This window comes from Mycobacterium colombiense, from assembly GCF_001953985.1.
GTDB classification, from domain to species: Bacteria; Actinomycetota; Actinomycetes; order Mycobacteriales; family Mycobacteriaceae; genus Mycobacterium; species Mycobacterium colombiense_B.
In genome coordinates, this window is record NZ_MBEI01000044.1 from 1 (window position 1) to 11,985 (window position 11,985).

12 protein-coding genes and 1 pseudogene are annotated in these 11,985 nt (G+C 67.6%); 9 read left to right on the forward strand and 4 right to left on the reverse strand.

Going from position 1 to position 11,985, the window contains the following annotated elements:
- The 3 genes and pseudogenes from A5732_RS09490 to A5732_RS09500 all read left to right on the forward strand — a co-directional run.
- A pseudogene (locus tag A5732_RS09490) lies at nucleotides 1–199 on the forward strand (alpha/beta hydrolase); the annotation flags it as partial.
- Nucleotides 200–243: 44 nt separating this feature from the next.
- Nucleotides 244–1,653, forward strand: a complete 1,410-nt coding sequence (locus tag A5732_RS09495) for a WS/DGAT/MGAT family O-acyltransferase (RefSeq protein ID WP_076102053.1) — start codon at nucleotides 244–246, stop codon at nucleotides 1,651–1,653.
- Nucleotides 1,654–1,771: 118 nt separating this feature from the next.
- On the forward strand, nucleotides 1,772–2,566 hold the full coding sequence (locus A5732_RS09500) for a crotonase/enoyl-CoA hydratase family protein (RefSeq protein ID WP_371915834.1): 795 nt from the start codon (nucleotides 1,772–1,774) through the stop codon (nucleotides 2,564–2,566).
- Here the strand turns inward: A5732_RS09500 and A5732_RS09505 are convergent.
- A complete protein-coding gene (locus tag A5732_RS09505) occupies nucleotides 2,563–3,153 on the reverse strand; it encodes a TetR family transcriptional regulator (protein WP_076102054.1) in 591 nt (196 codons plus the stop codon). The two genes, A5732_RS09500 and A5732_RS09505, sit on opposite strands and share 4 nt — an antisense overlap.
- Before the next feature lie 99 nt (nucleotides 3,154–3,252).
- Between A5732_RS09505 and A5732_RS09510 the strand changes: the two genes are divergently transcribed.
- From A5732_RS09510 to A5732_RS09520, 3 genes are all read left to right on the forward strand, one after another.
- A complete protein-coding gene (locus A5732_RS09510; RefSeq protein WP_065056964.1) occupies nucleotides 3,253–3,795 on the forward strand; it encodes a methyltransferase family protein in 543 nt (180 codons plus the stop codon).
- Nucleotides 3,796–4,005: 210 nt separating this feature from the next.
- Nucleotides 4,006–5,523: a class I adenylate-forming enzyme family protein gene (locus A5732_RS09515; RefSeq protein ID WP_076102055.1), complete on the forward strand. Its 1,518-nt coding sequence runs from the start codon at nucleotides 4,006–4,008 to the stop codon at nucleotides 5,521–5,523.
- A 20-nt stretch (nucleotides 5,524–5,543) separates the two neighbouring features.
- Nucleotides 5,544–5,840, forward strand: a complete 297-nt coding sequence (locus A5732_RS09520; RefSeq protein WP_064877673.1) for a hypothetical protein — start codon at nucleotides 5,544–5,546, stop codon at nucleotides 5,838–5,840.
- Between the two features lie 5 nt (nucleotides 5,841–5,845).
- Here A5732_RS09520 and A5732_RS09525 read toward each other — a convergent pair whose 3' ends face one another.
- Nucleotides 5,846–6,499: a TetR/AcrR family transcriptional regulator gene (locus A5732_RS09525; RefSeq protein ID WP_231127425.1), complete on the reverse strand. Its 654-nt coding sequence runs from the start codon at nucleotides 6,497–6,499 to the stop codon at nucleotides 5,846–5,848.
- A gap of 359 nt (nucleotides 6,500–6,858) precedes the next feature.
- Here A5732_RS09525 and A5732_RS09530 point away from each other — a divergent pair, with 359 nt between their 5' ends.
- Nucleotides 6,859–7,680 (forward strand): crotonase/enoyl-CoA hydratase family protein, encoded by an 822-nt coding sequence (locus A5732_RS09530; RefSeq protein WP_076056100.1) that lies wholly within the window; start codon nucleotides 6,859–6,861, stop codon nucleotides 7,678–7,680.
- A 12-nt stretch (nucleotides 7,681–7,692) separates the two neighbouring features.
- On the opposite strand, the gene A5732_RS09535 is transcribed toward A5732_RS09530, so the two are convergent.
- Nucleotides 7,693–9,162 carry an aldehyde dehydrogenase gene (locus A5732_RS09535; RefSeq protein WP_076102056.1) on the reverse strand — a complete coding sequence of 490 codons (1,470 nt, stop codon included), beginning with the start codon at nucleotides 9,160–9,162 and terminating at the stop codon, nucleotides 7,693–7,695.
- A 45-nt stretch (nucleotides 9,163–9,207) separates the two neighbouring features.
- Nucleotides 9,208–9,981 carry a class I SAM-dependent methyltransferase gene (locus A5732_RS09540; protein WP_142256586.1) on the reverse strand — a complete coding sequence of 258 codons (774 nt, stop codon included), beginning with the start codon at nucleotides 9,979–9,981 and terminating at the stop codon, nucleotides 9,208–9,210.
- A gap of 101 nt (nucleotides 9,982–10,082) precedes the next feature.
- Here A5732_RS09540 and A5732_RS09545 point away from each other — a divergent pair, with 101 nt between their 5' ends.
- Both A5732_RS09545 and A5732_RS09550 read left to right on the forward strand, forming a co-directional pair.
- Entirely contained in the window at nucleotides 10,083–11,312 is a 1,230-nt protein-coding gene (locus A5732_RS09545; protein ID WP_076102058.1) for a TerC family protein, read from the forward strand.
- A gap of 29 nt (nucleotides 11,313–11,341) precedes the next feature.
- A complete protein-coding gene (locus tag A5732_RS09550) occupies nucleotides 11,342–11,953 on the forward strand; it encodes a DedA family protein (protein WP_064953724.1) in 612 nt (203 codons plus the stop codon).
- The last annotated feature ends 32 nt before the right edge of the window (nucleotides 11,954–11,985 follow it).

The following is an 11,985-nucleotide window of genomic DNA, read 5'->3' on the forward strand; positions in this document are numbered from 1 at the left end:
CATGTACACCGTCATCCCCGTCGAGCGGCTGCGGGCGGTGTCGCATTCGATGGTCGGCTACCTCGAATTCCCCGGGGCCGGCCACGGATATGACCTCATCGACGGCGTGCGCGCCGGCGCCGCCGCGCACGTCGCCTCGCTGTTCCTCAACCAGATCTACCGCACCAAGACACGCGTCGGGGCAAAAGAGGTTATCTGAACCGCCACCGCTGAGTATGGTCCCTCTATGGGTAAGGGGCAGCGGTGAAGAGGCTTAGCGGGTGGGACTCTGTACTGCTGTACAGCGAAGCGCCGAACGTGCACATGCACACCATCAAAGCGGCCGTCATCGAACTCGACGCCGACCGCCGATCGCTGGACGTCAACACGTTTCGCGAAGTCATCGCCGGGCGGCTGAACAAGCTCGATCCGTTCTGCTACCAGCTCGTCGAGGTGCCATTCAGCTTCCATCACCCGATGTGGCGGGAAAACTGCGAACTCGATCTCGACTATCACATCCGCCCGTGGCGGGTGTCGCCGCCGGGCGGCCGCCGCGAACTGGACGAGGCCATCGGGAAAATCGCCAGCACGCCGCTTGACCGCAGCCGCCCGCTGTGGGAGATGTACTTCGTAGATGGGTTGGCCAACAACCGGATTGCGGTCGTCGGCAAAATTCACCACGCCCTGGCCGACGGTGTCGCCTCGGCGAACCTGCTGGCGCGCGGCATGGACCTGCAGCCGGGTCCGGAGGGCAAGCCGTATATGTGCGACCCGGCTCCCACCACGCGGCAGCTGATGGCGTCGGCGTTGGCCGACCACCTGCGCCATGTCGGGAGCCTGCCGCACACCATCCGCTACACCGCCCAGGGGCTGGGCCGGGTGCGCCGCAGCGCGCGCAAATTCTCCCCGGAACTGACGCGGCCCTTCGAACCGCCGCCGACCTTCATGAACCACAAGATCACCGCGGAACGGCGATTCGCCACCGCCACGCTGGCGCTGGCCGACGTCAAGGAGACCGGCAAGCGGCTCGGGGCGACGATCAACGACATGGTGCTGGCCATGGCGTCCGGCGCGCTGCGCACCCTGCTGTTGCGGTACGACGGCAAGGCGGTGCCGCTGCTGGCGTCGGTGCCGATGAGCTTCGACTTCTCGCCCGAACGGATCTCCGGCAATCGCTTCACCGGTGTGCTGGTGGGCCTGCCGACCGATTCCGACGATCCGCTGGAGCGGGTGCGGTGCAGCCACGAGAACGCCATCGCTGCCAAGGAAAGCAACCAGCTGATGGGGCCGGAGCTGGTCAGCCGGTGGGCGGCCTACATGCCACCCGCGCCCACGCAGGCCTTCTTCCGGTGGGCGTCCGGGCGCGACGGGCATAACAAGATCCTCAACCTCAACATCTCGAATGTGCCCGGCCCCCGGGAACGCGGCCGGGTGGGCGGCGCGCTGGTCACCGAGATCTATTCGGTGGGCCCGTTGACCGCCGGCAGCGGCCTGAACATCACCGTGTGGAGTTATGTCGATCAGCTCAACATCTCGGTGCTCTCCGACGGGTCGACGCTCGAGGACCCGCACGAGGTTTCCGACGCCATGGTAGCCGACTTCATCGAAATCCGCAGGGCCGCAGGGCTTTCCGAGACGCTGACGGTCATCGAGACCGCGATGGCTCCGGCGTGATCGGCCCCGCTCGGTAACCAATCGCCTTCGGCGGTAAGCGGGATCTCGGGGGACGTTAACGCCATTTCCGCCGACGGTTACCATCGGTCCGATAGCAGCCACCCCTACCGAAGGAGCTGTGCGGCACGTGAGCACTGGGAACGACGACGCCAACGAACCCGAAGTTCTGGTCGAACAACGGGATCGAATCCTCATCATCACGATCAACCGGCCGAAGGCCAAGAACGCGGTCAACTCCGCGGTGGCCAACGGCCTGGCCGCCGCCGTTGATCGGCTCGACAACGAGACCGGCCTCTCGGTGGGCATCCTCACCGGGGCGGGCGGCTCGTTCTGCGCGGGCATGGATCTGAAGGCCTTCGCCCGCGGCGAGCTGCCCATCGTCGAGGGCCGGGGCATGGGCTTCACCGAGCGTCCGCCGGTCAAGCCGCTGATCGCCGCGGTGGAGGGCTACGCGCTGGCCGGCGGCACCGAGCTGGCGCTGGCCACTGACCTGATCGTGGCCTCGAAGGACTCGGCGTTCGGCATTCCGGAGGTCAAGCGTGGCCTGGTCGCCGGCGGCGGCGGGCTGCTGCGGCTACCGCAGCGCATCCCGTCCGCGATCGCAATGGAACTGGCGCTGACCGGTGAGAACCTGAGCGCCGAGCGGGCGCACGCGCTGGGCATGGTCAACGTGCTGGCCGACCCGGGCGGCGCTTTGGACGCCGCGATCGAGCTGGCCGAGAAGATCGCGGCGAACGGGCCGCTCGCGGTGGCCGCCACCAAGCGGATCATCGTGGAGTCCCGCGGCTGGAGCCCCGAGGAGATGTTCGCCGAGCAGAACAAGCTGCTGACTCCGGTGTTCTCGTCTAACGACGCCAAGGAAGGCGCGATCGCCTTCGCGGAGAAGCGCCCACCCAAGTGGACGGGCACCTAACCCGCGAGGTAGCGCTGCACGGTCGGCCCCAGCCAGCCGACCAGGTCCTCGACAGTGGTCGACGCGAGCGGCTCGATCCTCAGCTGGTAGCGCGCGAAAGCGAGCCCGGCCAGGTGGCTGGCCACCAGCTCGACCCGTAGCTCGGCATCGGTCACCCCGAATTCCGCCGCGACCCGCTTGGCGATTGGGCCGGCGAGGCTGTCGTGCAACACCTTTCGCGCCTCGGGGTGGATCGCCGCCGAACGCCACAGCGTCAGGAACGGCTCGAAGACGGCGCCTTCCTCCCAGTGCTCGAGGAAGCGCCGCACCAGCCTTTCGCCGATCCGTTGGGTCCCCTCGTCGAGCAGCGTGGCCAGCTGGTGCAACGGGTGCTCGGGACCGGTCAGCGTGGAGGCGGTGAACAGGCCTTCCTTATTGCCGAAAAAGTAGTAGACCATCGCGACGTCCACACCGGCGTCGGCCGCGATCGCGCGGACGGTGGCCCGCTCGTATCCGTCGCGCATGAAGCGTTCGCGCGCCGCGTCGATGATGCGCTGCCTGTTCTGCTGGCCGGTGCGCCACCGGCCGGGACGACGCGGTTCCGCCATGCCCGACAGAATACTTCAACAAGCGTTGGCAAATGTTGTCATGCGGCGTAACTTTGGTTGTTGAACCGAGGTTGAAGTATCTGACGGAGGAGGTCTTCCATGGTGACGAGCACGCGACGACGCCTTTGGTGGCGACACCTGATGTCTGTCCTACTGTTCCCGGTGACGGTGACGCTCGTGGTGCCGGCCCTGATCGTCTTCCCGGCGGGCATGCGCGCGCCGCACCTGGATGCCGCGCTGACGGCCGGGCTGATCACGGTCGGCTCCTTGCTGATCGCCGCCGGCGTGGCCCTGATGATCTGGACGAACGTGCTGTTCGACCGAGTGGGCGAGGGGACGCTCGGTCTGGGCAATGTGATGGGCGAGCCGGTCCATCTGGTCGTGCGAGGCCCCTACCGGCACGTGCGGAACCCGATGATCACCGGCGTGCTGTGCATACTGCTCGGCGAGGCGGCCGTCACCGCGTCGGGCTCGCTATTGCTCTGGTTCGCAATCTTTTTCACGTTCCAGGCGATCGCCATTCGGTTCTGGGAGGAGCCCCATCTCACCGAGCGCTATGGCGGTGAATACGTCGACTATCGGGCCAACGTGCCACGCTGGATCCCGCGCATTTCGGCCTGGGATCCGCCCGCTCGTTGCTGAACCGGTGGCGGAGCGCCCAGCACTGATTGAAATTCGGGTTTCTCGTCCCAGCCCTGCCGACGAGGGCTCGAACGGCCATGTCATCAGCTCCGACGGACCCGCCGTGACCAGGGCACCTGTCGCGCGGCAAGCTCGGCATCAGGGGACAACCAGGCTCAGTTACACTGCAGACGAGATTTGTAAAGGGCCGGGAATCCAGAAAGAGCGAGGATGAGCATTTCGTTGCTGCTGGAGATGGCCGCGTCGGGCGACGCCGAGCGCACCGCGGTGGTGTCTGGAGACCTGCGGCTGACAACGCAACAGCTCAGCGATCTTGCCGACGGCGGCGCGGGCGTGATCGCCGGGTCGAACGCCAAGCACGTCGCGTACGTGGGCACCGGCGGCGCGATGCTGCCGGTGCTGATCTTCGCCGCGGCGCGCGCCGGGGTCGCCTTCACGCCGATCAATTACCGACTTTCCGCCGACGGCATCCAGGCACTGATCGAGCGGCTGCCCGAACCGCTGGTGATCGTCGACAGCCGCTACCGCGACGCGGTCGGGGACGTGTCGGACCGGGTGATGGTCTCCGACGACTTTCTGGCGGCCGCGCGCACCGCCGAGCCGGCCGCGGAATTCCCCGACCCGGACTCCGTCGCGATCGTGCTGTTCACCTCGGGCACGACCTCGCAGCCCAAGGCCGTCGAACTCTCGCACAACAACCTGACCAGTTACGTCACCGGGACCGTCGAATTCGGGGCGGCCTCCGACACCGACGCCGCCCTGATCTGCGTGCCGCCGTATCACATCGCCGGGGTCAGCGCCGCGCTGTCGAATCTGTACGCCGGCCGCAAGATGGTGTACCTGCCGAATTTCGATGCGCAGGAATGGGTTCGGCTGATCAACACCGAGAACGTCACCACCGCGACGGTGGTGCCGACCATGCTGGATCGCATCATCACCGTGCTGGAGAACGGCGGCGGGGCGGCCATCGAGCTGCCGTCGCTGCGCAACCTGGCCTACGGCGGCTCGAAGGTGGGGCTGCCGCTGGTCCGCCGCGCGCTCGAGCTGCTGCCCAACGTGGGCTTCGTCAACGCCTACGGCCTGACCGAGACCAGCTCGACGATCGCGGTGCTGACGCCCGACGACCATCGCGCGGCGCAGGCGGCGGCGACCACCGACGTCGCCCGCCGGCTGGGCTCGGTCGGCCAGGCGGTGGCGGGCATCGAGCTGCAGATCCGCGACGAGGCCGGCAACGTGCTGCCGCCGGGTGAGACCGGCGAGCTGTTCGTGCGGGGCGAGCAGGTGTCGGGCCGCTATACCGGGATCGGTTCGGTGCTCGACGAAAACGGCTGGTTCCCCACCAAGGACGTCGCCATGCTCGACGACGAGGGCTACCTGTTCATCGGCGGGCGCAGCGACGACACCATCATCCGCGGCGGCGAGAACATCGCGCCCGCCGAGCTGGAGGAGGTCCTGGTCGAGCACCCCCACGTGCGTGACGTCGCCGTGGTCGGTGTCGAGGACCCGCAGTGGGGCCAGGCGATCGTCGCGGTCGTGGTGCCGGCGGCGGGCGTGGACCCCGACCCCGAAGAATTGCGGGAATTCGTCCGCCAGAGTTTGCGCGGTTCGCGCACCCCCGACGAGGTAGTGTTTCGCGACGAGCTGCCCACCACCGCTACCGGCAAGGTCTTGCGGCGGGAGATCATCCAGACCCTCGCGGGATTGCGCGCCGCACCGGCCCAGAAGTAAGCGATCAAGGACGGAAATCAATGGTCAAGAACGGAACTCGTCTCGCCAGCCAGGTCTGTGACACGCAGGTGATCGTCGTCAGGAGTGCCGACAGCCTCGACGACCTGCGGTGTGGCGGTGCGCCGATGGTGCCGGTCGGCGGCGAGCGGTCGGGCGAACTGGACCCGGCTTTCGCCGACGGCACGGTCATGGGCAAGCGCTACGTCGACGACGCCGGTGCCGAGGTGCTGGTGACCAAGCCGGGCGCGGGCAGTCTGAGCATCGGGCAGACCGCCCTGCAGCTCAAAGAGGTCAAGCCGCTACCGGCCAGCGACTGACCGGGTCACCGCGCGGCGCCCTGCTTTCCCGGGATCTTGTTCCGGGCCACGAATTCCTTTGCCTTGATCAGGAATTCGAGCTGTTCGCCCACCTGGTGTAGCGGGCCCGCGTTGCGGGTGGAGCGGGAGAGCACGATGGCGCCCTCCAGCGCGGCGATCGACATCACGGCCAGCGAAGCGGCGTCGGCGTGGTCGAAGCCGTCGTTGACGAAAGCGCGGGTGAGCGCGGTGCACCAACGGCCCAGGATGGCGCCGGCCTCGGCGGACAGCTTCGGGCCGTCGTCGTCCGAACAGCCGATCGCCGCGGCTACGACCGGACAGCCGGCGGTGAATCCGCCGTCGGTGAGCAGCCGCTCCCAGAATCCGACGAACTCCTGCAACAACACTCGGGCGCCCCGCCCGGCGGCGTCGTCGATCATGGCGGTGATGGAGTCGCCGGAGTAGCGCAGCGCCTCGGTCAGGATCTGGTTGCGTCCGTCGGGAAAGTGGTAGTACACCGAGCCGCGTGGGGCGCCGCTGCGGGCGAGCACCGCGTCGATGGTGACGCCCGCCGCCCCGCGTTCGCGCATCACCTCGGCGGCGCTGGCCAGCATCTTGGTCCGGGTCCCCCCGCGCTTCGCCGGGGCTTGCTCCGGCGCTGGCTCACCGATGATCGGCATGTGCGTACTTCCGATGGCCGAGGTCATGCAGCGTGCGAGTGCCGTAACGCCGGCCAGTGCATATGGCGTGGGCTGAAGCGGAAGGTGCGGCGCCGCAAGTCTGGCATCTCGCGGGTGAATTGATAGCCGGCGACGTTGAGCTCGATGATCCACATGATGTTCTCCCGGCCTATGTACGGCCATTGATTATGCTATGAACCATATAAGACATCCGTAAATTAAGCAATTTCTCAGGCGGAATGTGACGTACGCCGCATAAATCGGACGCAGAGGCGGCGGCGGTCCGCACTTGCGGCCGTGAAAATAGAACGAAATTATGCTTTATTGCATAATCTCTACGACTTCGCTTCACTGGGCGGATGGTCAACAACCCCGAGCCCTCGCCGCCCGCCCTGCCGGATCTGGACACCGTGTCGCTGCAGCGCGACGGCCATGTCCTGCTCATCGGCCTGAACCGGCCCCACAAGCGCAACGCGTTCGACCGGGCGATGCTCGCCGACCTGTCCCGCGCCTACGGCGTGCTGGAGTCCGATCGCTCGGTGCGGGCCGGCGTGCTGTTCGCGCAGGGCGACCACTTCACCGCCGGTCTGGACCTCGTCGACGTCGGCCCCGGCCTCGCCGGCGGGGGGCTGTCCTTCCCGGACGACGGCAGAGATCCCTGGCGCCTCGACGGCGCCTGGACCACACCGTTGGTCGCCGTCGCGCACGGCTGGTGCATGACGCTGGGCATCGAATTGCTGCTGGCCGCCGACATCCGCATCGCCGCGACCGGTACCCGGTTCACGCAGCTGGAGGTGCAGCGCGGGATCTATCCGTTCGGTGGTGCGACGATCCGCCTGCCCAGGGCCGCCGGTTGGGGCAACGCCATGCGCTGGCTGCTCACCGGCGACGAGTTCGACGCGGCCGAAGCGCACCGCATCGGGCTGGTCCAGGAGGTGGCCGACGACGCCGCGGCGGGTCTGGCCCGGGCTCGCGACATCGCGCACACCATCGCCGATCGCGCCGCGCCGCTGGGCGTGCGGGCGACGCTGGCCTCGGCCCACCTGGCGGTCGAGCGCGGGGACGCGGCCGCCGTCGAGCGGCTGCGCCCCGCCGTCACCGAACTCTTCGCCAGCCAGGACGCCGCAGAGGGCGTGCAGTCGTTCGTCGAACGCCGGCCGGCCCGCTTTGTCGGGCGCTAGCCGGCATCTGGATCAAGCGTCGACGGTGTAGCCCATCGGCATCAGCACGCTCTTCTGCTGCGTGAAGTGCTCGACGCCCTCCGGCCCGTTCTCGCGGCCGATGCCGGAATTCTTGTAGCCGCCGAACGGGCAGCACGGGTCGAAGGCGTACCAGTTGATGGCGTAAGTGCCGGTGCGGATCTTCTCCGAGATCTCGATGCCCTTGGGGATGTCGGTGGTCCACACGCTGCCGGCCAACCCGTAGGCCGAGTCGTTGGCGATCTTGATCGCGTCCTCTTCGGTGTCGAACGGGATGATGCTCAGCACCGGCCCGAAGATCTCCTCCTGGGCGATCGTCATCTTGTTGTCGACGTCGGCGAAAACCGTGGGCTGGACGAAGAATCCGTTGTCCAGGCCCTCGGGGCGACCGCCGCCGCACACCAGTCGGGCGCCTTCCTCGATGCCCTTGGCGATGTAGCCCTCGACGCGGGCGCGCTGCTTCTCCGAGATCAGCGAGCCGATCTGGGCGGCCGGGTCCGACGGCAGTCCGACCGGCAGGGCCTGCACGAATTCGCTTACGGCGTTGACGATTTCATCGTAACGGGAGCGGGGCGCCAGGATGCGGGTCTGGCCCACGCAGGCCTGCCCGGTGTTCATGATCCCGGAGAACACCAGCATCGGGATCGCCGAGGCCAGGTCGACGTCCTCGAGGAGGATGGCCGCCGACTTACCGCCGAGCTCCAGCGTGCACGGCTTGAGCATTTCCGCGGCGCGCCGGCCGATCTCCTTGCCCACACCGGAGCTGCCGGTGAACGTGAACAGGTCGACGTCCGGGTTGGAGGTCAGCGCCTGGCCGGTCTCGATACCACCGGGCACCACCGACAGCACGCCCTCGGGCAGGCCGGCCTCGGCGAAGATGTCCGCCAAAGCGTTTGTGGTCAAGGGGGTTTCGGCGGCGGGCTTGAGCACCACGGTGCAACCGGCCAGCAGCGCCGGGCCCAGCTTGTTGACCGCCAGGAACAGCGGCACGTTCCAGGCGACGATCGCGCCCACCACACCGATCGGCTCGCGGTGCACGATGGTCTGGCCGTAGGAGCCGTTGCGGATCTCGCGCCACTTGACCTGGTCGACGGCCGGGCCGGCGAAGAAGTTCATCGCGCCCATCGAGCCCATCCAGTGCATCGTCTCGATGGTGGTCGGCGGCTGGCCGGTCTCCCCGGCGAGCAGCGCGCTCAGCAGTTCCTTGCGCTCCTCCATCAGCTTGGCCGCATTGGCGATCACGGCCGCGCGCTCCTTCGGCGGCGTCGTGGGCCAGGGGCCGTTGTCGAACGCGGTCAGCGCCGCGGCGACCGCGGCGTCGACGTCCGCTGCCGCGGCCAGCGGGGCCTTCCCGAAGTACTCGCCGGTGGCCGGACAGCGCACCTCGATCACCTCAGAGGTCGACGGCTCCGTCCACTTGCCGCCGATGAAAAGTTTGTCGTATTCGGTCTTGATGTCGCCCATGCGCGCCACCCTACCCAAGCCAGGGCAAAACGAGAACACGTTTCACTATTGGGGTTGCAGGACCAGCACCAGATTGCTCACCAGGAACTCGCGCAGCATCGGCACGCCGGTCAGCCACCACGCCCATCGCGGGTGGTAGCGGGGAAATGCGGCCACCAGCGCCCCGGTGTTCTCGGCCCAGTTCAGGCCCGCTGCCGCCGACACCTCGAACAACGACGACCCGTAGTGGTTTTTGGGCGGATGGCCGTGCTTGCGGGTGTAGCGGGGGGCGGCGGGGGCGCCGCCGAGGTAGTGGGTCAGGCCCATCTCGTGGCCGCCGAACGGCCCCAGCCAGACGGTGTAGGACAGCACGGCCAGCCCGCCCGGCTTGGTCACCCGCAGCATCTCGGCGCCGAGCTGCCAGGGTCGCGGCACGTGCTCGGCGACGTTGGACGACAGGCAGATGTCCACGGAGTCGTCGGCGAACGGCAGCGCCATTCCCGACGCGCGCACGAAGGTGCCGGCTCCGCTGGCAACGGTGGGCCCGGCGGCGTGCATCTCGCTGGGGTCGGGTTCGACCCCGACGTAGCCGACGCCGGCATCGGTGAAGGCCGCCGCGAAGTAACCCGGCCCTCCGCCGACGTCGAGAAGCGTGCGGCCGGAAAGCGGCTCGCCGTGGGCCGCCCGCCACAGGTCGCCCACCATGGCCGCGGTGTCGGCGGCCAGGGCGCCGTAGAAGCGGGCCGGATCGGACTGCTCGTAGCGAAACTGCGACAGCAGCCGCACCGAGCGGGCCAGGGTCGCCCGACGCGCGAAAACTCGCGTGGGATGCGGGGTCACGGCCACCGGCCAACCCTACGGCCGGTGGCACACATACTGTGGCGGCAAAGAGGGTACGGAAGCACAGACGACGGCTCCGACGAAGGTGGCTCAAGCAGCAGATGGATGTTCCCAATTGGGTGTGGGCCCTGACCGTCCTGGGCATCGTCGGCCTGTTGTCCTTCGATTTCTTCTTTCACGTCCGCAGGGCGCACGTCCCGACGCTGCGGGAGGCCGCGGTCTGGTCGGCCGCGTACGTCGGCGTCGCGCTGCTTTTCGGGGTGGGCCTGCTCGTGTGGGGTGGCCAAGAGCAAGGACCGGAATATTTCGCTGGATACGTCACCGAAAAGGCGTTGTCGGTCGACAACCTTTTCGTCTTCTTGATGATCATGGCGAGCTTCCGGGTTCCGCGCGAGGATCAGCAGAAGGTGCTGCTGTTCGGGATCGTTTTTTCCCTGATCGCTCGCACCGGCTTCATCTTTCTCGGTGCCGCGCTGATCAATACTTTCGCCTGGGTCTTCTACCTGTTCGGGTTGGTCCTATTGATTGCCGCCGGTAGCATCCTGCGGCCCAACGACGGCGAGGAGTCGCACAGGGCCGACAACGTCATCATCCGGATGGCGAAGAAGGTGCTGCATACCTCCGAGCACTATGACGGCGACAAGTTGTTCACGATGGTGGACGGCCGGCGCGCGATGACGCCGATGCTGTTGGTGATGGTCGCCATCGGGGGCACGGACATGTTTTTCGCGCTCGACTCGATCCCGGCGATCTTCGGCCTCACCCAGAGCGTCTACATCGTCTTCACCGCGACGGCGTTCTCGCTGCTGGGACTTCGGCAGCTTTACTTCCTCATCGAGGGCCTGCTGGACCGACTCGTCTACCTCTCGTATGGGCTCGCGGCGATCCTCGGTTTCATCGGCATCAAGCTGATCTTGCACGCCCTGCACGAGAACAACGTCCCGTTCATCAACGACGGCGAGCCGGTGACCCTGGTCGAGATCGGCACCTACCTGTCGCTGGGGGTGATCGTCGGTGTCCTGCTCGTCACCGTGGTCGCCTCGCTGCTCAGCCCCGTCGGCAAAGCCCAGACGGCGATCGCCGGCGCCCGGCGGCACGCGACGGCCTACCTCGACTCCGAATACACTCACGACCCGGCCGAGCGCGAGCGCATCTTCCGCAAGCTGCTGGACGAACGCGATCAGATACTCGCTCTCGGACCGAAGTACCGTCAGCCGGTCCGCGACGAGCCGGCCCTGATCGACCTGTTGGACCGCGCGGCGGCCAAGCATGACGAAGCCGTGGACCGCGGCGAGGCCGAGCCGTTCACCAGGTTGGGGCTGACCTCCTGACCACGGCCGCTGTGTAATGTTGCGCTGTAGTGTTCGACTCCCTGCTTGACGCGCTCGGCCACTCATGGTGGGCGTATCCGCTGATCCTGGCCTCCTGCACATTCGACGCCATCCTGCCCCTGTTGCCGAGCGAGACGGCGCTGGTCACCGGGGGCATCCTCGCGGCCAACGGCTCGATGCTGCTGGGCTGGGTGATCGTGATGGCGGCCATCGGTGCATTCCTCGGCGACAACCTCGCGTACGCGATCGGTCACTCGGCCGACGATTGGGCCCGCCGCTGGATCACGCGCGGCGAGAAGGGGAAGCGCAGCCTTGAGTGGGCGCACCGGGGATTGGACCGCCACGGTGGTCCGCTGGTGATCGTGGCGCGGTTCCTCCCCGGGGGCCGCACCGCCACCACCATCGCTTGCGGCGTGCTCGACTTTCCCTACCGGCAGTTCGTGGTGTTCGACGCGATCGGCGCCCTCGTGTGGGCGACGCTGAACACGATGATCGGCTATATCGGCGGCCACACCTTCGCCGATAACACGATCGCGGCGTTCGCGGTGTCGTTCGGGGCGGCGCTGGCGTTTGCCGGAATCATCGAATTGATTCGGTGGGTTCGCCGACGGTCCCGCCGGCAGACACAGTTGCGCCGCTAGCGGCCTCGCCACGGCGCAGTGACCGATTCCCA

Coding starts and splice junctions, on each gene's coding strand:
- A5732_RS09520 (WP_064877673.1), top strand. CDS start 5,544: ATGGTCAAGAACGGAACTCGTCTCGCCAGCCAGGTCTGTGACACGCAG.
- A5732_RS09505 (WP_076102054.1), bottom strand. CDS start 3,153: ATGGCGGAACCGCGTCGTCCCGGCCGGTGGCGCACCGGCCAGCAGAAC.
- A5732_RS09535 (WP_076102056.1), bottom strand. CDS start 9,162: ATGGGCGACATCAAGACCGAATACGACAAACTTTTCATCGGCGGCAAG.
- A5732_RS09515 (WP_076102055.1), top strand. CDS start 4,006: ATGAGCATTTCGTTGCTGCTGGAGATGGCCGCGTCGGGCGACGCCGAG.
- A5732_RS09530 (WP_076056100.1), top strand. CDS start 6,859: ATGGTCAACAACCCCGAGCCCTCGCCGCCCGCCCTGCCGGATCTGGAC.
- A5732_RS09510 (WP_065056964.1), top strand. CDS start 3,253: ATGGTGACGAGCACGCGACGACGCCTTTGGTGGCGACACCTGATGTCT.
- A5732_RS09545 (WP_076102058.1), top strand. CDS start 10,083: ATGGATGTTCCCAATTGGGTGTGGGCCCTGACCGTCCTGGGCATCGTC.
- A5732_RS09525 (WP_231127425.1), bottom strand. CDS start 6,499: ATGCCGATCATCGGTGAGCCAGCGCCGGAGCAAGCCCCGGCGAAGCGC.